The sequence below is a fragment of the Streptomyces sp. cg40 genome (assembly GCF_050320165.1).
Taxonomy (GTDB): Bacteria; Actinomycetota; Actinomycetes; order Streptomycetales; family Streptomycetaceae; genus Streptomyces; species Streptomyces hokutonensis.
Map to the genome: position 1 here is coordinate 10264190 of NZ_CP190128.1, position 24827 is coordinate 10289016.

13 protein-coding genes are annotated in these 24827 nt (G+C 70.9%); 3 read left to right on the forward strand and 10 right to left on the reverse strand.

The annotated features are described in order from the left end of the window. Positions 1-3: 3 nt before the first annotated feature. The 10 genes from ACQHII_RS46280 to ACQHII_RS46325 all read right to left on the reverse strand — a co-directional run bounded on the left by ACQHII_RS46280 (position 4) and on the right by ACQHII_RS46325 (position 10437). Entirely contained in the window at positions 4-1215 is a 1212-nt protein-coding gene (locus ACQHII_RS46280; RefSeq protein ID WP_427924935.1) for an acyltransferase family protein, read from the reverse strand. Positions 1216-1313: 98 nt separating this feature from the next. Beyond that, positions 1314-1964, reverse strand: a complete 651-nt coding sequence (locus ACQHII_RS46285) for a ScbR family autoregulator-binding transcription factor (RefSeq protein ID WP_427924936.1) — start codon at positions 1962-1964, stop codon at positions 1314-1316. Positions 1965-2096: 132 nt separating this feature from the next. Then, on the reverse strand, positions 2097-2693 hold the full coding sequence (locus tag ACQHII_RS46290; RefSeq protein WP_427924937.1) for a VOC family protein: 597 nt from the start codon (positions 2691-2693) through the stop codon (positions 2097-2099). An 85-nt stretch (positions 2694-2778) separates the two neighbouring features. Further along, positions 2779-3624: a PaaX family transcriptional regulator gene (locus ACQHII_RS46295; protein WP_427924938.1), complete on the reverse strand. Its 846-nt coding sequence runs from the start codon at positions 3622-3624 to the stop codon at positions 2779-2781. Positions 3625-3636: 12 nt separating this feature from the next. Continuing rightward, positions 3637-4092, reverse strand: a complete 456-nt coding sequence (locus tag ACQHII_RS46300; RefSeq protein WP_427924939.1) for an acyl-CoA thioesterase — start codon at positions 4090-4092, stop codon at positions 3637-3639. Further along, positions 4089-6458: a bifunctional salicylyl-CoA 5-hydroxylase/oxidoreductase gene (locus ACQHII_RS46305; protein ID WP_427924940.1), complete on the reverse strand. Its 2370-nt coding sequence runs from the start codon at positions 6456-6458 to the stop codon at positions 4089-4091. The genes ACQHII_RS46300 and ACQHII_RS46305 overlap by 4 nt, the downstream gene beginning before the upstream one ends. Continuing rightward, the gene (locus ACQHII_RS46310) at positions 6455-8113 is read right to left on the reverse strand and encodes an AMP-binding protein (protein WP_427924941.1); all 1659 of its coding nucleotides are present in this window, start codon (positions 8111-8113) and stop codon (positions 6455-6457) included. The genes ACQHII_RS46305 and ACQHII_RS46310 overlap by 4 nt, the downstream gene beginning before the upstream one ends. 61 nt (positions 8114-8174) lie before the next feature. After that, positions 8175-9128 (reverse strand): acyl-CoA thioesterase, encoded by a 954-nt coding sequence (locus tag ACQHII_RS46315; protein ID WP_427924942.1) that lies wholly within the window; start codon positions 9126-9128, stop codon positions 8175-8177. Next, positions 9125-9610 (reverse strand): cupin domain-containing protein, encoded by a 486-nt coding sequence (locus ACQHII_RS46320; protein ID WP_262061655.1) that lies wholly within the window; start codon positions 9608-9610, stop codon positions 9125-9127. The genes ACQHII_RS46315 and ACQHII_RS46320 overlap by 4 nt, the downstream gene beginning before the upstream one ends. Positions 9611-9612: 2 nt before the next feature. Continuing rightward, positions 9613-10437: a fumarylacetoacetate hydrolase family protein gene (locus ACQHII_RS46325; RefSeq protein ID WP_427924943.1), complete on the reverse strand. Its 825-nt coding sequence runs from the start codon at positions 10435-10437 to the stop codon at positions 9613-9615. 144 nt (positions 10438-10581) lie between these two features. Here ACQHII_RS46325 and ACQHII_RS46330 point away from each other — a divergent pair, with 144 nt between their 5' ends. The 3 genes from ACQHII_RS46330 to ACQHII_RS46340 all read left to right on the forward strand — a co-directional run bounded on the left by ACQHII_RS46330 (position 10582) and on the right by ACQHII_RS46340 (position 24826). Further along, positions 10582-11022, forward strand: a complete 441-nt coding sequence (locus tag ACQHII_RS46330) for a RidA family protein (RefSeq protein ID WP_427924944.1) — start codon at positions 10582-10584, stop codon at positions 11020-11022. A gap of 683 nt (positions 11023-11705) precedes the next feature. Continuing rightward, a complete protein-coding gene (locus ACQHII_RS46335) occupies positions 11706-15710 on the forward strand; it encodes a non-ribosomal peptide synthetase (protein WP_427924945.1) in 4005 nt (1334 codons plus the stop codon). Then, positions 15710-24826, forward strand: coding sequence for an amino acid adenylation domain-containing protein (locus ACQHII_RS46340; RefSeq protein ID WP_427924946.1), 9117 nt, complete (start codon positions 15710-15712; stop codon positions 24824-24826). The genes ACQHII_RS46335 and ACQHII_RS46340 overlap by 1 nt, the downstream gene beginning before the upstream one ends. Position 24827: the final 1 nt, after the last annotated feature.

Genomic DNA, 24827 nt, shown 5'->3' on the forward strand with positions numbered 1-24827 from the left:
CTGTCAGATCGCCGGTGAGCGTCCTGAGGCGACGACCGGTTCCAGCCGCCCTACGCGAAACCGGTCGCGGCGCAGCAGGGGCCGTTCGACGAACGCGTACGAGGCGAGAGCCGCGACGAGCGTCGCCGCGAGGCCGGCCGGGAGCAACGGGTCGCCGCGCACACCGAGGTCGTGGAGCAACCGGATCACGGGGTAGTGCCACAGGTACATCCCGTAGCTCAGGTTGCGTCCGATCCACACCGGCACGGACAGCGAGAGCAGACGGGTGGGCCAGGACTCGGGGCACAGGTCGAGTGCGGCCACCACACAGGCTGTCAGCAGTGCGGCGACCAGGAATCCCACCGTGTACCAGACCGGATTCCACCCGCTGACCTCGGTGATCGGGATCTGCCAGGCGATCAGCCCCAGCAGCACGAGCGCGGGGCAGCACAGCCGTCCCGCCCAGCGGCGCAGGAGTTCCCGCCGGGGGTCGTCGGCGCGCAGCCGGGCCAGGACGAGGGCCAGCAGGGCGCCGACGAGGAGCTGGTCGGCGCGGGTGTCGGGCCCGTTGTAGATGCGGTGCGCCGCCGAGGGATCCCAGAGCACGGTCCGCCAGAGCACCGGCAGCACGCACAGCACCGCGACCCAGCCCAGTACGGTACGCGCCCTCGCGTGCCGGAGCAGGACCAGCAGGAGGAGGGGCCAGGCCAGATAGAACTGCTCCTCCACCCCCAGGGACCAGGTGTGGCTGAGCGGCGCGGTGAGATCCGAGTACGCCCCGTCGTTCCCGGCCCGTACGAGGTTGACGACCGAACCCGCGGCCAGCACCGCCGCCACCCACGCCCCTTGGAAGAGCGGCAGCGCGAACGTGACCGACAGGACGGCGGTCACCGCACACATGACCAGCAGGGCCGGCATCAGCCGCAGCCAGCGCCGGCGGTAGAACGACCACAGCCCGACACGACCGGTACGGGCGTACTCGGTGACCAGCAGCCGGGTGATGACGAACCCGCTGATCGTGAAGAACACGTCCACGCCCACCGAACCACCCGGCACCAGGTCCGGTTCCACGTGGTAGACGATCACCAGCACCACGGCGACCGTCCGCAGCCCGTCCAGCCCCGCCACCCGCCCACCACCGCGCGGCCCGGACGCGAAGCCCTGTCTTACGTCGTCTCCTACGTCAGGGCTCTGTCCGGTGGCCTCGTCTACCGCGCTTCGATGGAGGGTGCTCATAACGGCGGCGTCTGCCCAGCCGGACCGGGATCACACACATTCTCATGTTCCTCATGGAGCGGCGGCATGATCCGGCCGCTGCCGCCGCCTGCCAGGAGTCAGGCTGTCCCGGTCTGCGTCTCGGCGTGGACGGCGAGGGCGCGCAGCGGGGTGAGGTCGAGGGAGGTGAGGACGGAGGAGTGCACGATCGAGGGGAGCGTGTGGCGGAGGAGAGCGGAGGTGGCCTGGGGGAGGTTCTGGTAGGCGGTGGTCGCCTGGGACATCGCTTGAATGCCGGCGAGGGCGCCGACCAGGACCTCGGCCGTCTCGACCGGGTCGACGTGGGGGAGGAGTTCGCCCTGGTCGCGGGCCTTGTCGAGGAGGTCGGTGACGAGGGTGGTCCAGTGGTGGAACGGACCGGTGCGGTCGACCCCGTCGGCACGCTGGTCGAGAGCGAGGCGGGCACCGGCCCGGACCATGGGGTCGGTCTGAAGGTGGTACGCGTGGAGCATGGCCGTGTCGACGAGCTCCTGGGTCTTGCAGGGGCGGTCGGGGACGACGAGGTTGTCGTGCTGCCCGGCCAGGACGCCTTCGGCGAGCTGTTCCTTCGACTTGAAGTGGAAGTACAGGGCGCCCTTGGTGACATTGGCGGTGGTGAGGATCTCGCTGATCGTGGCCGCTTGGTAACCGCGCTCCTCGAAGACGCTGGCCGCGGCGACGAGGATGGTGCGGCGGGTACGGATCGCCCGGTCCTGTTTGGGTCCTGGCATGGGCCGGCGCCTTTCGTTGCGGGAGAGCTGCGCTGTTCAACTCGCTAAAAATACCGTCCAGTTCGTATAGTCTACGGCGCTTCGACACTCGTCGAGGGGCCGGTGGCAGGCCAGTTGACGGCTGAAACCTCGTCAACGGGCATGTGGTAGCCGGTTTTCCGGACCGGCCATGCCGTTTTTTCGAACCCTGTTCGGCCGACCGGTCGCCCTGACCGGTGCGCTGCTGCGCCCGCCGGGCCGACCACTGAGCTCGGCGTCCAGCGTCTCCTGGGCGACGCGCATGGCTTCGGCGTACACGGGATCCCGCAGCCGCTGCCACATGTCGTCCTCGGAGACGTCCTCGATGTGGCTGACCACCCACCAGATGTTGCCGAAGGGGTCCTTGATCCGCCCTCCCCGCTGTCCGAAGGCGTTGTCCGCGAGCGCGGTGACGACCCGGCCGCCGGCTTCGACCGCACGGGCGAACGTCCTGTCCGCGTCGGCGACGAAAACACGCAGCAGACTCGGCATGGCCGGCCAGTCCGTGTGGCGGTCGAAGGCCAGCACGACGGTGTCGCCGACGAGGATCTCGCCATGGCCGATCGAGCCGTCCTCGGTCGCCACCCGCCCCAGTTCCGTACCGTCGAACGCCCGGGTGACGAAGTCGAGGAACGCTCCCGTGTCGTCGGTGACGACCCAGGGTGCGACGGTGGTGCAGCCCGCCGGTGCGTTGCCGCTCTGCTCGGACATCGTGGTCCTACCTTTCGCCGAAGTCCGTTGTCGGCGGCGACACTAGGCAGGAAGTAGGTCAGTCGCTGTCCTGCACGTCAGAGGATCACGAATTCTCGGTCAGCAGGCCGCCGGCGAACTCGTGTGCCGGATCCGCCAAGGTGCTCCGGAGCGAGGCGAAGAGGTCCGCGGCCGTCGTGCCCGACCAGGTGGCGGGGAGCAGGGTGTCGGGCAGGCCCGGGTCGAGATAGGGGAGTCGGCGCCAGGCGGTGAGGACGTGGACGTAGTCGATGAACGCCTCCTGGTCGGACAGCGCGCCACCGGCCCAACGCCCGGCCATCGGCGTGAACTCCGCGACGAAATCGTCGTAGAGCTTCTGCAGCGCCTCCAGGTCCCACCAGCGGCCCACCTGTTCGGCGGGATCGCCGAAGGCCACGTAGTCGGCGCGGAACAGGTCGACGTACTGCTCCAGGCCGTGCTGGAGGAGATGGTCGCGGGTGTCGTCGAGGGCGTGGGCGGGGGCGATCCAGACCCCGGAGGAGACCGTGCCGAAGCCCAACCAGGCCAGCCGGGATCGGAGTTGGTGACGATGCTGCCGTTCGCTCTCCGGGACGGAGAAGACCGCGATGACCCAGCCGTCGTCGGTGGCCGCGTGGCGCTCGAAGATACGGCGGTCACCGGTCTCCAGGACGGAGCGGGCGTACGGCGAGAGCGCGTAGCCCGCGCGGCCGTCCCGGCGCTCGGCCACCAGGATCTCGCGGCGCTTCAGCCGGAAGATCGAGGAACGGACCGCCTGGGCGTCGACGTCCAGCTCGGCGAGGAGCCGGATCAGCGCGCTCACGCTGATCCAGCCGCCGACCTCGCGCGCGTAGAGGCCGTAGACCGTCACGATCAGGGATCGCGGAGGTGCGGGCTGGCCCGGGCTGTCGTCAACGAGATCGCTTGCCGTCATGATCGGATTATTTTAGTGCGCCGCACGGGCGTCCGGTTCGGCCAGGTCGGCCGCCGTGCCGGTCCCGCCCAGCGCCGCACGCCAGGCCGTCGGCCACGGTGCGCTGCCGCCCGTCTCCTTGTCGGGGACGTGCACGGTGACGTAGCTGCCCCGGGCCGCGCGCCGGCGCGGCCCGCCCCCGGAGGCGGCGCGCCACACCTCGAAGCCGAAGGTCATCGAGGACCGGCCGAGGCGGATCAGCTCGACCCGCGTCTCGACCTCCTCGCCGAACCGGATCGACGCCTCGAACTCCACCTCGTAGCGCACCCTCGGGGCCACCGGGAAGTAGCCCGGGATGTCGTACGCACGCATCAGCTCGGCCTCCGCCGCCTCGGCGAACCGGACGACGGTGGTGTTGTGGTAGATCCCGGCGGCGTCGGTGTCGATCCACTCCACGCGGGTGCGGTGGACGGCGTGGGGGACGCTCATTCCGCCGCCCCGCCCGGGGTCCACCGCAGGTGCACGGCGTCCCGCGGAGTCTCGCGCAGCAGCGCCAGGCGCGGACGCACCGCGTCGGTCCGTGAGGTGGGCGGCTTGCGGCGGCCTGCCGCGAACTGCACCGGCCAGTCGGCGCCCGCTCCTCGGTACTCCTGCTCGGCGGCGGCCTGGAGCGTCCACTGCGGGTTGTACAGGTGCGTACGGCCCAGCGCGCACAGGTCGGCGCGCCCGGCGAGCAGGATCGAGTTGACGTCGTCGTACGACGAGATCGCTCCTACGGCGATCACCGCCGCGCCCGCCGGAGCGGCCACCTCGTGCCGGATGCGGTCGGCGAACGGGGTCTGGTACGAGCGGCCGTACGCCGGCTTCTCGTCCTTGGTGACCTGGCCGGACGACACGTCCACGGCCGCCGCGCCATGCGCTACGAAGGCGCGCGCGATCTCGACCGCGTCGTGCTCGGTGTTCCCGTCCGGGACCCAGTCGGTGGCGGAGATCCGTACCGTCACCGGGCGGTCGGCGGGGAAGGCGGACCGTACGGCGTCGAAGACCTCCAGCGGGAAGCGCAGCCGGTTGGTGAGGTCGCCGCCGTACTCGTCGGTGCGGCGGTTGGCGACGGGGGAGAGGAAGGAGGAGAGCAGGTAGCCGTGGGCCGCGTGCACCTCCAGCAGGTCGAAGCCCGCGTCGGCGCCCCGGCGGGCGGCGGACACGAAGTCGGCGACCACGGCGTCCATGTCGGCCCGCGTCATCTCGCGCGGCTGGTGGCAGCCCGTGCCGTAGGGCAGCGGTGACGGGCCCATGACCTGCCAGTTGCCCTCGGGCAGGGGCTCGTCAATGCCCTCCCACATGAGGCGAGTTGAGCCCTTGCGGCCCGAATGGCCCAGCTGGAGGCCGATCTTCGCCGTGCTGCGGTCGTGGACGAAGGACGTGACCCGCGCCCACGCCTCGCGCTGCGTGTCGTTCCACAGGCCCGTGCAGCCGGGGGTGATGCGGCCCTCGGGGGAGACGCAGACCATCTCGGTCATCACCAGGCCCGCGCCGCCGAGCGCCTTGGAGCCGAGGTGGACGACGTGGAAGTCGTCCGGCACTCCGTCGACGGCCGAGTACATGTCCATCGGCGAGACCACGATCCGGTTCTTCAGCTCCAGGCCGCCGATGCTGAAGGGCTGGAACATCGCAGGGGCGGACTCGGCCAGGCCTTGGGCGTCCGCGAAGCCGCGCTCGATCAGGTCGGCGAAGCCCGGGTCGCGGTCCTTGAGGTTGTCGAAGGTGATCCGGCGGGAACGGGTCAGCAGGTTGAAGCAGAACTGCGCCGGATCCTGGTCGGTGTAGCGGCCGATGTTCTCGAACCATTCCAGCGAGGCCTGGGCGGCGCGCTGGGTGGACTCCACCACCGGGCGCCGCTCGGTCTCGTACGCCGTCAACGCCTCGTCCACGGTGGGGTGTTCGTGCAGACACGCGGCGAGCGCGAGGGCGTCCTCCATGGCCAGCTTGGTGCCGGAGCCGATCGAGAAGTGCGCGGTGTGGGCCGCGTCGCCGAGCAGAACCACGTTGTGGTGGTGCCAGCGCTCGTTGCGGACCGTCGTGAAGTTGAGCCAACGGGAGTTGTTGGTAAGGAGGCTGTGGCCGGCGAGCTCGTCGGCGAAGATCTCGCGGATCCGGGCCACCGACTCCTCGTCGCTGATGCCGGGCGGGAACTGGATGCCCTCCGTCGAGTCGAGGCCCGCCTTGCGCCACACGTCCTCGGCCATCTCGACGATGAAGGTCGAACCGCCGTCGGAGAAGGGGTAGCCGTGGATCTGCATGGTCCCGAACTCGGTCTGCTTGACGAGGAATTGGAAGGCCTCGAAGACCCGGTCGGTGCCCAGCCACATGTACTTGTTCGTCCGCTGGTCGAGGGAGGGGACGAAGGCGTCGGCGTACTTGGTGCGCACCGCCGAGTTGATGCCGTCGGCGGCGACCACGAGGTCGTAGGACAGGCGCAGTTCGTCGACGTCCGGGGCGAGGGCGCGGTAGTGCACGGTGACGCCGAGCTCGGCCGCCCGTTCCTGGAGGATGTGCAGCAGGTCCTTGCGGGCCATCGCCGCGAAGCCCTGGCCGCCGACGGTGAAGGGGTGGCCGTCGAACTCGATGTCGATGTCCGTCCAGCGGGCGAAGCGGCTCTCCATCGCGTCGTGGACGACGGTGTCCGCGTTCTCGATGCCCCCGAGGGTCTCGTCGGAGAAGACGACACCGAAGCCGAAGGTGTCGTCGGGCGCGTTGCGTTCCCAGACGGTGATCTCATGGCCGGGGTCGAGCTGCTTCATCAGCGCGGCGAGATACAGCCCGCCCGGCCCGCCGCCCACGATGGCGATCCTCATGCCTGGTTCTCCTTCTCGACGATCTGACGCAGCAGGAAGTGCTGGAGCTTTCCGCTGGTGTTGCGGGGCAGGGAGTCGCGGAAGCGCACCGCGCGGGGGTACTTGTAGGGCGCCAGCTGCGCCTTGACGTGGTCCTGGATGTCCTTGACCTTGGCGTCGTCGGCCGCGACCCCCTCGGCCAGGACGACGAACGCGCAGACGACCGAGCCGCGTTCGGGATCCGGCTTGGCGACCACGGCCGATTCGATGACGTCCGGGTGGGTGTTGATCGCGGACTCGACCTCGGGGCCGCCGATGTTGTAGCCGGAGGAGACGATCATGTTGTCCGTGCGGGTGCGGTAGTAGAAGTAGCCGTCCTCGTCGCGGACGAAGGTGTCGCCGGTGACGTTCCAGCCGTTGACGACGTAGTTCTCCTGGCGCCGGTCGTCGAGATAGCGGCAGCCGACCGGGCCGATCACCGCCAGCCGCCCCTCGACACCCGGGCCGACCTCCTCGCCGTCCAGGTCGAGGACGGTGGCGCGGTATCCGGGGACCGGCCTTCCTGTCGATCCCGGTCGGATGTTGTCACCGGCGGCGGAGATGAAGATGTGGATCATCTCGGTGGCCCCGATGCCGTCGATGACCTTGATCCCGGTCTCCTCGTGCAGCTGCTGCCACACCTCTTCCGGTATGTGCTCCCCGGCACTGACAGCGGCCCGCAGACCGTGCAGCCGGTCCGCCTTCCCGGCCTTGAGGATCTGCCGGTACGCCGTCGGCGCGGTCGCCAGCACGGTGACCCCCGCCTCCGCGACCAGCTCGGCCAGCGGTTCCGGCGCGACCGCCTCCGTCAGCAGCGCGCACGCACCGGCCCGCAGGGCGCAGACGACCAGGATGCCGAGCCCGAAGGTGAAGGCGAGAGGCGCCGTGCACGACACGAGGTCGTCGGGCCGTAGCCGCAGCGTGTGCCGTCCGAAGGTGTTGTCGATCGACAGGATGTCGCGGTGGAAGTGGGTGGTGATCTTCGGTACGCCGGTGCTGCCGGACGTGGGTCCGAAGAGGGCGACGTCGTCGGCGGCCGTGTCGACGGCCGTGAACTCCCCTGGTTTCGCCGCCACTTGGCGCGTCAGGTCGGCGGGTCCTTCGCCGCCGTACACCACGATCCTGAGGTCCGGCAGGACCGAGTCGCGTACGGCTTCGACGTCCGCCGTGAACCGGTGGTCCACGAGGGCGACGGCCGGGCGGGTCTTCTCCACGACGGGGGTGAGTTCACGGGCCCGTAGCGCCGCCATGGTGGTGACGACGATGCCGCCGGCCTTGAGGACGGCAAGCCAACACGCCACGATCCAGGGGTTGTTGGGGGCGCGCAGAAGGACTCGGTTGCCGGGGACCAGACCGAGGTCCTCGGTGAGGACGTGTGCGATCTGGTTGGTACGGCGCAGCAGTTCGCCGTAGGTCCACACCTCGCCGTCCGGTGTGCGCAGGGCCGGGCGGTCGGGGCCGAAGGCGGCGGTGGGTACGTCGATGAGTTCGGTGCCGGCGTTGAGGCGCTCGGGGTACTGGAGGTCGTCGGTGGTGAACTCCAGTACCGGCCACTGGGCGCGCGGCGGGAGGTGGTCGCGGGCGAACGTGTCCGGATAGGCGGAGGGCGAGAGAGCAATGGGGTCCAACTGGTCCATCGGGAGGTTCCTTTCCGCAGGCCGGCGGCGGGCCGTGCAGGGATCAGAAGCTGCGTGGGAGTCAAGAGCTGCGGATCAGGCCTTCCTGGGCGACGGTGGCCAGGTGGGTACCGGAGGAGGTGAAGAAGCGGCCGACTGCGAGGCCGCGACCGGAGTCGGCGGCGACGGCCTCCTGGGCGTAGAGGAGCCATTCGTCCATGGGACCCGGCCGGTGGAACCACATCGAGTGGTCGAGGCTCGCGGTGACGACTCCCGGCTGTGCCCAGGACAGGTCGAGCATGCGCAGGACGGGTTCGAGGATCGTGTAGTCGCAGACGTAGGCGAGCGCGGCGAGGTCGCGCTGCTCGTCGGTGAGGCCGTCGACGGGACGAAGCGCGTCGAACGGCCTTACCCACACGGCCTGTTGGGGCACGCGTTCGCCCTCGACCGTGAGGTAGACGGGGCCGGGCACGTGCCGCATGTCGAAGCTGCGCCCGCCGCTCCAGTACTCCTCGGAGGTGTCTGTCATGGTGCCCCGGGATGCGGTGGTGTCGCGCAAGTACGTTGCGGAGCTGGGTAGTTCGGTGGGATCCGGGACGCCGGCCGGGGGCTCGGCGGCGAAGGTGGCGCCCGGCTCGCCCGCGGCGAAGTTGGCGAGGCAGGTGTAGACGGGCTTGCCGTTCTGGAAGCCGCGGACCTGCCGGGTGGCGTAGCCGCGGCCGTCGCGCAGCAGCTCCACCTCGTAGCGGACCTCGGCGCCGATGTCGACCGGCCGCAGGAAGTAGGAGTGCATCGAGTGCAGCGTCTTGCCCTCCACCGAGCGCATCGCGGCTGCGGCGGCCTGCGCCACCATGTCGCCGCCGTACGCCTTCGGCCAGGGGCAGGGCTGGGTGGTCGCGGTGAAGGCGAGGTCGAAGTGCTCGGGCTCGGCGGGGGTCAGGGCGATGGCGGCGGTGAAGGTCGCCGAGGTCGGGACGGACCGGACGTCGGTGCGGGTGCTCCGGGCGTCGGCGCCGGTGCTCTGGAAGTCGTTCACGGCCGGTCCAGCCAGTCGCGCAGGTCGGCGTCCGCCACCTGTTCCAGGTTGACCACGATGTTCTCCGGGGTGCGGGTCGTCATCCAGGTCAGCGGGTTGTTGCGGTCGAGATTGCACTCGACGTGCGGCATGAACGGCGGGACGAATACCCAGTCGCCCTCCGACAGGTCGAGGTAGTCCTCGAAGCGTTCGCCGAAGTAGATCCGGGCCCGGCCGGAGAGGACGTAGCCGCCGGTCTCCGCCTCGCCGTGGTGATGCGGCACCGACCGGTAGCCCGACTCGTTGCTCACCTTCCCGAACCACAGCTTGGTGGCCGGCGTGTGCTGCACGGAGACACCGGAGATCCGGCTCGCGCCCGCGGACTGGCCGGTGTCACCGACCTCCAGGCCCGCGCGGGTCACGACCGGTACGACCAGGCCGGACTCGTTGGCGTACAAGGAGTTGTCGCCCTCTAGGACGTACTTGGAGAAATCGGGTTCCATGATCAGCTCCTGGAGTCGGTGAGACGGAGACGGTTGCGCAGGGTGCCGATGCCCGGGATCTCGGTCTCGACGAGATCGCCGTCGGCCAGATGGACCGGCGGGGTCATGCCCGACCCCACGCCACCGGGAGTGCCGGTGAGCACGAGGTCGCCGGGACGCAGAACCGTGAAGGTGGAGACATAGGCGAGCAGGTCGGCCGCGTCGAACACCAGCGTGCGCGTGTTGCCGCGCTGCCGCTCGACGCCGTTGACCCGGCAGATCACCTCGACGCCCGCGACCGGGTCCAGCTCGTCGGGGGTGACGACCACCGGGCCCAGCGGGGTGGTGCGGTCCCAGGCCTTGCCCTGGAACCACTGGAGCGTGCGCTTCTGCCAGTCCCGCACGCTGATGTCGTTCGCGACCGTGTACCCGGCGATCCCCCGTGCGGCCGTGTCCCGGTCCGCGCCCTTCAGCTCGGCCCCGACCACCACCGCGAGCTCCGCCTCCCAGTCGACGTCGAGACCGGGCGGGAGGGACAGGTCGTCCTCCGGGCCGGTCAGCGTGTCGGCGAACTTGGCGAACAGGGTGGGGTGTTTGGGCAGCTCGCGGCCCATCTCGGTGATGTGGTCGGCGTAGTTGAGGCCGCAGCAGACGACCTTGCGCGGCGACGGCAGAGGCAACACCGGGGTGGCGCCCGGCAGTTCGGCCTCCGCGAGGTCCGCGAGGCGGTCGGGGGCCGTCGTCGCCAACAGCGCGGAGAGGTCGTCGGCCGGCAGCGCCCGCCAGCGGTCGCCGTCCAGGACGGCGGCCGTGGTGCGGCCTTCGTTGGCCACGGTGGCGAGCTTCATGGGCGGTGCTCCCTCGGGTGCTCGGGGTGACGGCGGTCGGGGGCCGAGCCGCGTCGGCGATATAGCGAGATTTTCACGACCGTCTAAAACAGTCAATAGATGGGTTACGCTGCCTGCATCAGCCCGTCCGAGGAGGAACCCGCAATGACGACTCCGATCCCGGTGAACCCGCCCTCGCTCCCCGCGCCGAGCGGCTACTCGCACGGCACCCTGAGCGGCAACACGCTCCACCTGGGCGGACAGACGGCCCTGGACGCGGACATGCGGATCGTCCCCGGGGGCATCGTCGAGCAGTTCCGGCAGGCGTTCGGCAATGTGCTGACGACGCTGCGGGCCGCCGGCGGCATCCCCGAGGACCTGGTCAGCCTGACGATCTACCTCACCGACATCCCCGACTACCAGGCGCATGGCAAGGAGATCGGGAAGGTCTGGCGCGAGCTCGCGGGCCCGGTCTACCCGGCGATGGCCGGCATCGGCACCACCGCGCTCTGGCAGCCGGAGGCGATGATCGAGATCCTCGGCGTCGCGGTCATCCCGGAGGAGCGGCTCGTCCGGCCGACGGAGGGGAAGGCCGCCGGGCTGTGACGGGTACCCGGTGGTAGGTGAACGCCGGCCTCGATCTCGCGTGAGCCCTCGTCGCACGTCGGCGGGGGCTTCTTGCTGCCGGAACAATGCGAGCATTTCGCGACCCCCGTTGTGGGGGTTCCGCTTCCGGTCGACGCACGGCCATTCTGACATCCCTGCCGAGTGGCGCGGATTTCAAACATTCAATTCAGTTGGTCTGCCGAAATGGGCAGACTTCTTTGCCCGTCTCGCCGCTCCGGCGGCCGATTCGCCTTCCTGTGGGGGAAGTTGTGTGACGGTGTGGAGGCGTTCTTCCCATATGGGGGTTTCGTGGGATTCCTTTTCGAGGTGACGTCCGGGTGCGGCTCCGGGAAATATCAAGTGTTGACATGCCCTGAGCGTGTGATCGATGATTACGACTGCGTCACGGAGTTCCGGAAGGGAATCCGAGGGAACAGGAAAATGACGTGACCAAGTAATTGGCCAGCGATTTCGTGCATCGAATTGTCGAATCCCCGGGCCGCTTTCGGCGGCCCTGCGCGTCCCGGCCGTCGGCCCCCCGCCCGCCACCTCTCCTGCCCCCCTCACGGCACCCGCTCGACGGCGAGCGCGCCCTTTGCGGACCGTCGGCAGCCCGGTGATCCCGGTTTGTCGCGCCCCGATGTCACCCAGCCCCACACCGATGGGAAGGCCAGGTACCGCCGGTGCACCACACCCCCCACCCTGTCCCCGCTCCCCGCGCGTCCACCGAAACACCCCCGCACGGCCCGGAGGGGACGCGCGTCCGGCCCGCCTCCTTCGCCCAGCAGCGGTTGTGGTTCCTGTCCCAGCTGCCGGGCGCGAACGCCGCGTACAACGAGACGATCGCCTTCACTCTGGTCGGCCCGCTCGACGCGGACCTGCTGTCCCGTGCCCTCGACGCACTGACGGATCGTCATGAGACGCTGCGGACAAGGCTGGTGGCCACGGAAGGGGACGTGCACCAGCACATCGACCCGCCGGGCGCAGGATTCACCCTGACCCGGGAAGACCTCACCGAAGCCGAAGCCGAAGCCGAAGCCGAAGCCGAAGCCGAAGCCGACGACGCAGGCGCGCTGGTGGCCGCCCGTCAACTCGACGAGGCGCAACGGCCGTTCGACCTAGAGGCCGGCCCCCTCGGCCGAGGCCGCCTGCTCGCTACGGGACCCGAACGCCACGTCCTGCTCCTGACGTTCCATCACAGCATCTACGACGGCGTCTCGATGAACGTCATGATGGACGAACTCGGGCAGCTCTACGCGGCGTTCGGCGTAGGCGCCCCGAACCCCCTGCCGCCGCTCACGGTGCAGTTCGCGGACCACGCGCGCGCCCAGCGCGAAGCCGAGCTCGGCGCTCAGGAGACCCACTGGTTGCGCGCGCTCGACAATGCCCCGCCCGTCCTGGAACTGCCCACCGACCGCCCACGGCCGGCGGAACAGCAATACGCGGGCGGGCGGGCCGAGTTCACCCTCGACGCCGAGGTCACCGCCGGACTCCGAGGCCTGGCGAGACGGCACGGCGCCACCCCCTATGTAGCCCTGCTGACCGGCTGGGCGATCCTGCTCTCACGGCTTTCCGGGCAGGAGGACATCGTTGTCGGGAGCCCGTTCGCGGGCCGGCGCGGTCCGGGAGCGGCCGGTCTCATCGGCTTCCTCGTCAACTCCCTCCCGCTGCGCATCGATCTCTCCGGATCCCTCACCGCCGCCGAGGCCCTGACCCGCACCCGCGCCGTCGTACGCGAGGCCCTCGCCCACCAGGACCTGCCCTTCGAACGCATCGTGGAACTGGTCAACCCGCCGCGCAGCGCCTCCCGCACGCCCCTGTTCCAGACCATGCTCGCCTGGCAGCCCGACCGGCGGGGCCTGCTGCACCTGCCCGGAGTCGAGGCCGAGCCGCTGCCGATCGCCCACGCCCCGGCCAAGTTCGACCTCGCCCTGTCGGCGACCGAGTCCGACGGGCGTATCACCGGACACCTGGACTACGCGACCGCGCTCATCGATGCCGACACCGCCCAGCGCTGGTCCGGCCATCTCCGACAGTTGCTCGCCGACATGGTCCGCCACCCCGAACGGGACATCCGGGCACTGGAGTTGATGACCCCGCACGAACGTCGACGGGTGCTCCTCGACGGGTATGGCGACGTCGCCCCGCCCAACCCGGCGGAGACCGCCCTGCGTTCCGCGTCCGGTCTCGTCGAACTCTTCGAGACGCAGGTCCGCGAGCGCCCCGCCCAGACCGCCGTCGTCGACCGGGACGGTTCGCTGGACTACGCGGCACTCGACCGTCGCGCCGACCACCTCGCGCACGCGCTGGTCGCCCGGTCCGTCCGCCCAGGCGACGTGGTGGGCCTGCACGCGAAACGCTCCCGCGACCTGGCCGTAGGCATTCTCGGCATCCTCAAGGCGGGTGCCGCCTACCTCCCGCTCGACCCGGGCCAGCCCGCCGAACGTCTCGCCCGCATGATCGAGGACGCCGCCTGCCCCCTCGTGCTGAGCGACCACGAAAGCTCCGAACGCGCCCCGGAATGGCTCGACTTGGGCACCGTAGAGGCCGAAGGAGTGACCCGCGAGGGACCACCGGCGGACATCGACCGCACACCCGACCAGCTGGCCTACGTGATCTTCACCTCCGGGTCCACGGGTCGGCCCAAGGGCGTCGCGGTCGAACACCGCAGTGTGCTCAACCTGTTCGCGACCTGGCACGCCCGCATGGGCACCGCCCCCGGCGAGGCCGGCTCCGCCTGGTCCGGTATCGGTTTCGACGCCTCGATCCACGAACTGCTGCTGCCGCTGACCACTGGTGGTGAACTGCACATCGTCCCCGAGGAGTTGCGCGGCGACCCCGAGGCCCTGCTGGCGTGGATGCGCGAACACGCGGTCACCCAGGCGTTCCTGCCGCCCGCCTACGTCAAGTGGATCGACGAGGACCCCGCCGTACGACTGCGCGGACTGCCCCTGCGCAAGCTGCTCGCCGGCGTCGAGTCGCTCACCGAAGCCGCACTCCACCGCATGACGCAGCACCTCCCGGGCCTGCGGATCTGCTTCGGCTACGGCCCCACCGAGGCGACCCTCTACGGCACCGCCTACTACGACCCCCGCCCACTGGAACGCCAGTGCCCCATCGGCCGCCCGCTGCCGCATACCCGCATGTACGTGCTCGACGGCCGCCTGGAACCCGTCCCGCCCGGAGTCGTGGGCGAGGTCTACCTCGGCGGAGCGTCGCTGGCCCGCGGCTATCTCGGCCGCCCCGACCTCACCAAGGAACGCTTTCTGCCCGACCCGTTCGTGCCCGGCGAGCGGATCTACCGCACCGGCGACCTCGCCCGTCGACTGCCGGACGGGCAGACCCACTTCATGGGACGCGCCGACGACCAGGTCAAACTGCGCGGCTTCCGGATCGAGCCTGCCGAGATCGAGGCGGCGCTCACAGCCCTGCCCGGCGTACGGGAAGCAGCGGTCCTCGTCGACCACGACGCGACGGGCCAACCCCGCCTCATCGCCGGAATCGGCCGGGGCACGGCACCCGCCCGCACCGCCCACGACTGGCGCACCGCGCTCGCCCACCGCCTCCCCGACTACATGATCCCCGCCGTCTTCCTCGACCTCGACGCGCTCCCGCTCAACCACAGCGGCAAACTCGACCGGCCCCAACTCCTGCGCCTGGCCCAGGAGTCGACCTCCGACCAGGTCAACACGGCCAGCCCGCGCGACCACGTCGAACACGGCCTCTACCGGATCTGGCAGCGCATCCTGCTCCACCCCGACATCGGCGTCAGCGACAACTTCTTCGAGATCGGCGGCACTTCACTCTCGGCCATCAAGATGGCCCACGCCGTCACCGAGACCTTCGGCCGCCGCCTCCCCGTCGGCGAGGTGATGACACGCCCCACCATCGAGGCCCTGGCCGCGCTGCTCCGCGAGGACGGCACCGCCCAAGTCCCCGGCAGCCTCATCGAGTTCCGCCCCGGCAGCGGCCCGCGCGTGGTCTGCGTCCACCCCGCCGGCGGCACCGCGTTCTGCTACCTGCCCCTGGCCACCCTCCTGCCCGAGACGGTCGGGCTCTACGGCATCCAGTCCCCGGGAGTGAACCCCGGCGAGGACCTCCTGCCCACGGTGGAGGCCATGGCCGAGACATACCTGCGCCTCCTGGAACCGCTCGACGACCAGCCCCTCGTCCTGACCGGTCTGTCCTACGGCGGCCTCGTCGCCCACGAGATGGGACGCCTCCTGGCCGCCGCCGGACACCGCGCGGTCAGTGTCGTCCTTCTGGACACCCAGGCCACCGACGACGCGTCCGCCCGCGCGGAGATCGGCGCCGTCGACGCGACCGAGTTCCGCGACAAACTCGTGAGGTTCAACGGGATGTACCCCGGCATCGACGACGCCCAGGTCGACCGCTACTTCCACCTCTACAACCACAACCGCCTCACCGCCCGCGAACACCTCCCGGCAGCCTCCCCGGCCCGCCTGATCCTCGCGCAGGCCGTACCGGACGGCACCGACACCCCCTTCCACGCCGAGGTCCGTGACTTCTGGCAGTGCAGGGCCGAGGGAGCGTTCCGGGTGGAGACGCTGGAGTGCGACCACTGGGAGATCCTGGAGGGCGTCGGAGCGGCCCGGGTCGGCACCCTGCTCGGCGCCGAACTGGACCACCACACCGCCCAGTTGGCCCTGCCGATACGGGAGGCGTGATGGACCTCCGATCCACCCCCAGCACCTTCCCAGCACCGCTCGACCCGCCCCCCGCACGGACTGCCTCCCTCGCCGAGACCGTCCTCGCCCAGGCCCGCCGCACCCCCGCCGCTCCCGCCGTCGAGGACGGCGACCGACTCCTCGACTACACGGAACTCGTACGGGCCAGCGGCCGGGTGGCGGCGCGTCTGCACGCGGCCGGAGTGCGCCCTGGACACGCGGTGGCCGTACAGTTGCCGCGCTCCTGGCAGTTGGTGTGCGTCATGCTCGGCATCCGCCGCGCCGGAGCCACCGTCGTCCCCCTCGACCGCCTCAGCCCGTCCGACCGGCAGCGCCACATCCTCGACGACGCGGGGGTGGTGGCCGTGATTCATGGGGCTGGTCCCCAACTGGCCGCACATCTGCCGGTGTTGGACGTCGATCTGCTCCTGAGCGGCGACGGCACCGGCCTGCCCACCCTGTCCGCGGGACACCCGGGCGACACCGCCACCGGCTTCGTCTTCTACACCTCCGGCAGCACAGGGCATCCCAAGGGCGTGGAGGTCACTGACGAAGGAGTGCTGCGGCTTGCCCGGCCCGGCTATCTCGATCTGCGACCCGGGATGCGTATCGCGTGTCTGGCCAACCCCGCCTTCGACGCGCTCAGTTTCGAGGTGTGGGTCCCGTTGCTGACCGGTGGTGTCTGCGTCGTACTCGACGACAGCCAGGTGCACAGCGCGCCGGGACTCGCGAGGGCGCTCGTCGAGCGCCGCGTCGACACGCTGTTCATCACGACGGCACTCTTCAACGCGGTTGTCGAGCAGGTCCCCGACTGCTTCGCCACCGTCGCTCAGGTCCTCGTCGGTGGCGAACAGCTCAACACCCGTATCGTCCGCCGCTGGTACGAGGCCAACCCCGAGGCCCACACCGTCCTGCACAACGTGTACGGGCCGACCGAGGCGACGACCTTCGCCCTCTGCCACCCCATCCCACGCGACTTCCCCGGCGACACGATTCCCATCGGCACCCCGCTCTCCGGCACCGGCATCCTCCTGCGCACCGAGGACGGCCGCACCGCCGAACCGGGCGAGGTGGCCGAACTCCTGCTCTCCGGAGCTGCGTTGGCCCTCGGCTACCGCAACCTCCCGGAGCGGACCGCCCACAGCTTCGTACGCCTGCCGAACGAGCAGGCCGCACAAGGGCGTTGGTACCGCACCGGCGACCTCGTACGCCAGGACACCGAGGGCCGGATCACCTACGTCGGCCGGGCCGACCGCCAGGTCAAGGTGCGCGGCTTCCGCATCGAACCGGGCGAGGTGGAACGGCAGATCCTGTCCGAGCCCGCCGTGCGCCAGGCCTACGTGTGCACCCGCCGCGACACCGAGGACCGCAACGAACTGCTCGCCTTCCTCGTCCTGGGCGACGACCTCTCCTACGACACCTACGACCGCCACCTCGCCGCGACCCTGCCCTCGTACATGCGGCCCCACCACACCTACCTCGTCGCCGAACTGCCGCGCAACGCCAACGCGAAGGTCGACCGGGAGGCCCTGCTGCGCGGTGCCCGCACCCCGTGGCGCGGCACACCCGAAGGCGACGCGCCGTCCGTCAGCCCTGGGCAGCGGCGGGTGTTGGAGGTCGCGGAGGACATCCTCGGCGTCAACGGCCTGCGCCCCGGGGACCGTTGGGCGGCCAGTGGCGGCGACTCGCTGAAGGCGTTGCGCTTCCGCTTCGAGATCCTCGGCCGCTACGCCGTCGACCTCCCGCACGACTTGGTCCTGCGCGCCGACTTCGCCGCCCTCGCGGACGCCGTCGACGCCGCCGAAACGGCCGTAGGAGAACACCCACCCGTACCCGGCCCCGCCGGTGCAACGACCGCGCCCGCCACCAGTGAGCAGGAGCGGTTGTGGCTGCTGCACCGGCGAACGCCCGAAGACCGGTCCTACGATGTGCCGTTGGCCTTCCGGGTCCGGGGGCTTGTCGACACGGCGGCCCTGCACCGCGCGGTGCGTGGCCTGGTGGAACGGCATGTCGCCCTGCGCACCCGGCTGATTCCCACCCCGGACGGGCTGCTCCAGCGGACCGGTGATGCCTACGATCCGTGGCAACTCCTCGAAGCCCGTCCAAACGAGGAGTGGCAGGACACCGCCGACCGCTTCTTCGACCACCGCTTCGACCTCACCGAGGGCCGGATGCTGCGGGCGGCCTGGGTGCCGGAGGCCGACGGCGGACTGCTCCTGCTGCATCTGCACCACGTCGCCGTGGACGGCTGGTCGCTGAATCTCCTCCTCAGTGACATCACCGACGCCGGTATCGCCGACGGCTCGGCCCATACGCCCCTGGACTTCGCCCACTGGCAGCGCGCCTGGCACACGAGCGCTGCCTACGAGGACCGTCGCGCACGGCTGCGCTCCCACTACGGCCGCGACGGCGAACCGTCACCCGCACTGCCGGCCTCCTACGCGCCACGGGCCCGCCTGCTGCGCACCACGCTCGACGTCGTCCGCCGCAGCGCGCTGGACCGGCGCGCCGCACAACTCGGCCTGACCCGGTTCCAGTTGCTGGTGTCCGCGTTCGCCGCGAGCGTCTACGGTGTCACCGGTCAGGGCCGCCCGCTGATCGCCACGCCGGTCGCGAACCGTCCCCGGCTCGAATTCGCCGACACGGTCGGCATGTTCGCCAACACCGTGCTCCTCGACCTGCCGATGGAGCCGCACCGCTCATTGGACGCTCAGCTGTCAGAGCACGCCGATGTCGTGCACGCCGTGCTGCGCGACCAGGAGGTCGCCCTCGCCGACGTCCTCGCGGACCGCGCCTTCGGCGAGCGAACCCCCTTGTTCGACTACCTGTTCGTGCTGGAGAACACCGACTTCTCCGCACTGCGGCTGGACGGCTGCGACGTACGGCCGCTGTGGCCCGAGCCGCTCGGTGCCAAATGCGCGCTCACCCTGTCGGTGGTGGAGCACGAGGGCGGCTTCGACTGTCTGTGGGAGTACCGCGACGACCTCGGCGCCGAACGCGCCCGGGGCGCGGCCCGACTCTTCCGCCAGGCCCTCGACCACCTGACCGGCGACACCGGCATGACTTTGCGCGAGTTGGTCGCCGACTACCGCCGCGCCCTGCCCGATCACGGCCGAGGTCCTGTTCGGCCGGCGGACTTCGCCACCGTTGCCGAGGGCTTCGCCCGGCAAGTGGCCCGGAATCCGCACGGACCGGCCGTCGCCGCAGGCGAGTTGTCCCTCACCTACGCCGAACTCGATGCGCAGGCAGCATGGTTGGCGAGCGTCCTGGCCGCCCGTCTCCCGGCCGATCCCGCAGCACCGGCGGCCGTCGCGCTCCATCTCCGGCCCTCCGCCGAACACATCGTGGCTCTCCTGGCGGCGGCCCGGCTCAACCTCACCGTCGTACCGCTCGACCCCGCCTATCCGCCGCCCCTGTTGCGCCATGTGCTCGACCGGGCCGACCCGTTGTGCGTGCTCGTGACACCGGAGGACGAGGACGCCCTCGCCGCGATCGCGCCGATGTCTCTGCCTCGGCACGTTCTGACCCTCGCGGACGCCCCGGCCGCCGCGCCCGACACTCCTGCACACCAAGGAGCACGTCCCCTCTACACCCTGTTCACGTCCGGCTCCACCGGTGAGCCCAAAGGCGTCCAGGTCTTCGACCGGACCCTGTGCAACCTGCTGACCTGGCAGCGCACCGACGGTGGCCTGCGTGGACCCGCCGTCACCCAGCAGTTCTCCATGCTGTCCTTCGACGTCTCCTTCCAGGAGATCTTCACCACCCTGTGCTCCGGGGGGTTGCTGCGCCTGGTCGAACCCGCCTGGCGGCACGATGTCCCATCCCTGCTCAGGGAGTTGGAGACCGGGGGTGCGGAGCGGATCTTCCTGCCGTACGTCGCTCTGCAACTGCTCGCCGAACACGGCGTGCGCACCGGGACGTTCCCGTCCCGGCTGCGTGAAGTCGTCACCGCCGGGGAGCAGTTGGTGTGCACGGACGCGATCCGCCGCTGGTTCGCCGGACTGCCGGACGCCCGCCTGTTCAACCACTACGGCCCCACCGAGACCCACGTCGTCAGCGGCCTCCGCCTCGACGGCGATCCCGCCGCCTGGCCGCTGCGGCCGGCGATCGGACGGCCGGTCGCGAATGCCGTCCTGCGGGTCGTCGACGAGGCCGGCGATCCCGTCCCGCCGGGCGTCACCGGCGAGTTGCTGATCGGCGGCCTCATGGCCCACCGCTGCTACCTCGGCGACGAGGCACCGCACCACGACCGCTTCACCGACGACCCCGACCTCGGCATCTTCTACCGCACCGGCGACCTCGCGCGCTTCGACGTGGACGGCCTGCTGCACTACGCGGGCCGCGACGACAGTCAGGTCAAACTCGGCGGACACCGTCTGGAGTTGGGCCAGGTGGAGGCCGCGCTGTTGCAGTACCCCGGCATCACCCATGCCGTCGCGGCGGTGGCGGACGGGCTGCTGGTGGCCTGCCTGCAATGCCGGGGCGGCGACCCCGACCCGAAGGACCTCGGAGACCATCTGTCCGGGCAGTTGCCCGCCTATGTGCGCGTCAGCCGGTTCCGCCGCGTGACGGAACTGCCGCGCACCCCCAGCGGCAAACTGGACCGCCGGGCGGCACTTACCGTCCAGGGCCGTGAACTGCGCCCGGCGGGCGCGATCACCCAGGCCGCACTGTCTCCTCTCGAAGCGCGGCTGGCCGCCCTGTTCGAGACGGTGACCGGCAAGGGGATCGGTGTCGAGCAGCGGTTCTTCGACGCCGGTGCCACCAGCCTGGACCTGATGCGCTTCCAGCTTCGGTGTGCGGGCGAGGACCAACTTGCCTTCGGCGTACCGGAGTTGTTCGAGCACGTCAGCCTCCGCGCACTGGCCCGGCTCATCGAGGGACGCGCGTCGGAGGGTCGTACGGATTCGATGCCCCTTGACGCGCCGCGACCCGTGGGCGAACCCATCGCCGTGATCGGAATGGCCGTACGGCTGCCGGGCGCTCCCGACCTGGCCGCCTTCTGGGACCTGGTCGTCTCCGGCCGTCGGGGCATCGAGCACTTCCCGACGGCGGACGGCCGGGTCGGTGCCCGCAGCCAGCTCGCCGGGCCGCTCGCCTTCGACCCGGGCCGCTTCACCATCAGCCCGCACGAGGCCCGACTCATGGACCCCCAGCAACGACAGCTCCTGATGAACTGCGTCGAAGCACTCGCCCACGCAGGCATCGCGGACCCGGCGGCCCACCGGGTCGGACTCCTGGCCGCCTGCGGAGAGAACACGTACTTCCAGCGCATGCTGCGCGAGGCCGAACCGGACCGACTGCCCGACTCCTTCCGGCTCGCGCTGCACCACGAGAAGGACTTCCTGGCCACCAAGACCGCCTACCATCTCGGGCTGACCGGCCCCGCCTTCACCGTGCAGTCCGCGTGCTCCAGCTCCCTCGTCGGCGTACACGTGGCCGCCGGGATGCTCCGGCAGGGCGACGCCGACGTGATGCTCGTCGGCGGGGTCCTCGTCGACATCGACCTGACCGACGGCTACACCTACCGGCCGCAGCACATCTTCTCGCCGGACGGCCACTGCCGGCCCTTCAGCGTGGACGCCGCCGGTACCATCGGGGGCAGCGGCACCGCCGTCGTCGTCCTCAAGCCGCTCGCCGCCGCACGCCGCGACGGCGACACCGTCTACGCCGTCGTCACCGGCTCCGGCATCAACAACGACGGTTCGGACAAACTCAGTTACAGCGCCCCCGCCCTGGCCGGACAACGCGCCGCGATCCGCACCGCCCTGCACCGCAGCGGCCGTAGCAGCACCGACCTCGGCTACGTCGAGGCACACGGCACCGGCACCCGGCTCGGGGACCCGGTGGAGACGGCCGCGCTGCGGCAGGCGTACGGGCTCGCGGACGACGCGCCGCGCGTGGCACTGTCCTCCGTGAAGAGCCAGATCGGGCACCTGGGCGCCGCCGCGGGCGTCGTCGGCCTGGTGCGGGCCGTGCTCGCCGTGCACCACGGGGTCGTTCCGCCGACGGCGGACTTCGACCGGCTCAACCCCGAGATCGAGGACGGGCCGTTCCGCATACCCGTCACCGCCGAACCCTGGCCGTCCGACACCCGGAGAGTGGCCGCCGTCAGCAGCTTCGGCATCGGCGGGACCAACGCCCATCTGCTGCTGGAACAAGGGGAGTTGTCGGAGCCCGGCCCCGTTCCGTCCGAGTCGGTGCCGTGTCTGGTGCTGTCCGGCAGCTCCGCGTCTGCCGTACGCGCGGAGGGGCGCCGTATCGCCGACTACCTGAAGGCGAACCCCGACACGTACCCGCAGGTGCTGCGCCACCTCCAGGCCGGGCGGCCGGCGCTCGGCCATCGGGCGGCGGCCGTGTGCCCAGACGTCGCCTCCGCTGTTGCGTGGCTCGATGCGCTCGGTGAGGTCGGCGAGCCGCTCGCGCAGACCGAACTCAAGGCATCGGACCGGGACCCCCGCACCCTCTGCGAGGCATGGACGGCCGGACACACCCTCGTATGGCCCGAGGGACCCGCGCCCGCGCCCTGGGACTTTCCGCCGCCCGCCTTCGACACGGCGGAGTACGACTTCCGGCGCGCGCCCGGAACGGACCAGTCCGAGGCCGGGAGTGCCCCGCAGCGGCTGCCCGCCGGTCTGTGGCTGCACCAGCCGCTGTGGACACGTCTGCGCCGTGCCCGCACCGGCGCCCACCAGCCACGGCGGACCGCCGTTGTGGTCACCGCGCCGGACGCGGACGGCCCGGCGTGGCGGTTCCTGGAACGGCACTACGCCCGCGTGGTGACCGTGCGCGCCGGGCAGGGATTCGCCCGGCTCGACGAGGACCGCTACGAGGCCGATCCCGCCGATACCGATCAACTCGCCCTCGTACTGGCGGAGATCACCCGGCGGGCCGGCTCCGGCGTCGACTGGCTGCACACCCTGCCCCTGGCCCTCGACGGCAGCCTCGACGACCAGGCGCTGGAGAGGGCCCAGTGGGCCTGCCTCGACACCGTCGCGGCTCTTGCCCGGGCCCTCGCCCAGATCCCCGAAGTCGAACGGCCCCGCGCCTGGCTGTTGTCCCACGGGGCGCAGCCGGTCACGGGTCCCGTTCGCACCCCCGAGGCGGGTCTGCTCGCCGCCGCCCTCGAAGTGCCCCGGCAGGAACTGGGCGTGACCCTGCGCTGGACCGACCTGCCAGGACCGCGCCCGGCCGACTGGGCGGCCCAGCTGCCGGACCTGCTCCTGGACGACACGGTCACCGATCCGTCGACCGGCCTGCGCGACGGCTTCTGGTGGCAGCGCACCCTTCAGCCGGTCCAAACCCCCGAGCCCCCAACTACCGCCGTCCGTACGGCCGTTCCCGGAACCCACCTGGTGCTCGGCGGCACCGGTGGCATCGGCACCACCCTCGCCGCCCGCCTCCTGGAACACCCCGGCAACCGTGTGGTCCTCGTCGCCCGGGGGACCGGGACACCACCCGCGCTGCGCGTACACCAGGACCGCGTCACCCTGGTCCCGGCCGACCTCGCCACCGATGACCTGGACACGGTCGCAGACCTGCTGGCCCCGCACCTCGACGGCCTCGCCGGCGTCGTCCATGCCGCTGGTACCGCCGCCGGCGGGCTCCTCGTCCGCCGCGACCCTGCCACCGCCCGCCGTGCCACGGCCGCCAAATTGCGCGGCGCCCTGCTGGTCGAGCGGATCATCGCCGAGTACGACCCCGACTACGCGGCCTACTGCTCGTCAATGGCCGCCAGATTCGGGGGAGTCGGACAGTTCGACTACGCGGCGGCCAACGCCTGCCTGGACGCCTACGCCCACCACACACCACCCGGCGCCGACGACGCCACCGTCCGTATGAGCATCGGCTGGGACGCCTGGCGGGACGTAGGCATGGCACAGCACGCCCTGACCGCCGACGCCCGCCACCAGGACCACCTGAGGGCGGCCCTCACTCCCGAGGACGGCGCGGCGGTCTTCGAACGGGCCCTGCACTTGCAGTTGCCGCACCTGCTGGTCAACACCACGCCCTTGACGGAGGCCCACTACTTCTACGAGCGCGAACGCGAGCACGAGTCGGAGTCCGTCGCTGAGTCCAGGCCGGTGCTCGCCGCGCACCCCACCCCCGGCGACCCCGCCGCCGACCTCACCGAGATCCTGCGCGACCTCCTCGGCGTGGACACCGTCGACCCCGAGGCGGCGCTGTACGACCTGGGTGCCGACTCGCTCACCCTGCTGGAACTCATCGACGAGGTGAAACGCCGCCACGGCACCGACATCGACCTCTCCCGGCTCAGCCACCGGGTGAGCCTCGCCGAGATCCTCGGTCACCTCGACACCGGAACCCGCCGCGCGTCCGCCGAGGTGGCCGTCGAAGTGTGGCAACGAGGGCCAGGCCCGGACGTGTTGTGCCTGGTCCATCCGGTCGGCGGCGACATCCAGGCCTACCGCCCACTGGTGGCCGCCCTCCCCGCCGAGTCGACCGTCTGCCTGATCGCCGACCCGAAACTGCGCGACCCGGGACTGCCCGCCCGGTCGATCGCCGACCGGGCCGCGCACTACCTGGAGGCGGTGCGGGCCGCCTTCCCGGACCCCAACTACCGCCTGAGCCTTACGGGTTGGTCGTTCGGCGCCTGGACCGCCCTGTCCATGGCGGCACTCGCCGAGGCCGAGGGCAGACCCGTCGAGACCGTCCACCTCCTCGACCCACCGCCACCGGGCGCCGACCAAGGCCTCGCCGCCTACGACGAACAGCAGGTGGACGCCGTGTTCGCCCGCGAACTCAGCGGCAACGGCGGCGGACCACTCTCGGAGTCCGGCCGAGCCTACGCCGAACGCCTCGCACACTGCTGCCGCACCAACCTCGCGGCCATGGCCGAACACCGGCTGCCACGACTGCAATCGACACCCGCCGAGGTATGGCTCGCCCAACGCCCAGTGGAGGAAGGGCTGTTGAGACCTGAGCCGACCGCGCCCGGCGCCTGGGACGCCCATCTGCCCAGCCCCTACCGCCTCCACCACCTCGACGCCACCCACTACGAACTCGTAGCCGAACCCCACGTGCAGGCGATCGCCGCCGCACTCGCGACAGCCGCTTCCGAGCGCGCTCTGCGCCATCCCGTCGGACGATCCTGAG

Coding starts and splice junctions, on each gene's coding strand:
- ACQHII_RS46280 (WP_427924935.1), bottom strand. CDS start 1,215: ATGAGCACCCTCCATCGAAGCGCGGTAGACGAGGCCACCGGACAGAGC.
- ACQHII_RS46285 (WP_427924936.1), bottom strand. CDS start 1,964: ATGCCAGGACCCAAACAGGACCGGGCGATCCGTACCCGCCGCACCATC.
- ACQHII_RS46290 (WP_427924937.1), bottom strand. CDS start 2,693: ATGTCCGAGCAGAGCGGCAACGCACCGGCGGGCTGCACCACCGTCGCA.
- ACQHII_RS46295 (WP_427924938.1), bottom strand. CDS start 3,624: ATGACGGCAAGCGATCTCGTTGACGACAGCCCGGGCCAGCCCGCACCT.
- ACQHII_RS46300 (WP_427924939.1), bottom strand. CDS start 4,092: ATGAGCGTCCCCCACGCCGTCCACCGCACCCGCGTGGAGTGGATCGAC.
- ACQHII_RS46305 (WP_427924940.1), bottom strand. CDS start 6,458: ATGAGGATCGCCATCGTGGGCGGCGGGCCGGGCGGGCTGTATCTCGCC.
- ACQHII_RS46310 (WP_427924941.1), bottom strand. CDS start 8,113: ATGGACCAGTTGGACCCCATTGCTCTCTCGCCCTCCGCCTATCCGGAC.
- ACQHII_RS46320 (WP_262061655.1), bottom strand. CDS start 9,610: ATGGAACCCGATTTCTCCAAGTACGTCCTAGAGGGCGACAACTCCTTG.
- ACQHII_RS46325 (WP_427924943.1), bottom strand. CDS start 10,437: ATGAAGCTCGCCACCGTGGCCAACGAAGGCCGCACCACGGCCGCCGTC.
- ACQHII_RS46330 (WP_427924944.1), top strand. CDS start 10,582: ATGACGACTCCGATCCCGGTGAACCCGCCCTCGCTCCCCGCGCCGAGC.
- ACQHII_RS46340 (WP_427924946.1), top strand. CDS start 15,710: ATGGACCTCCGATCCACCCCCAGCACCTTCCCAGCACCGCTCGACCCG.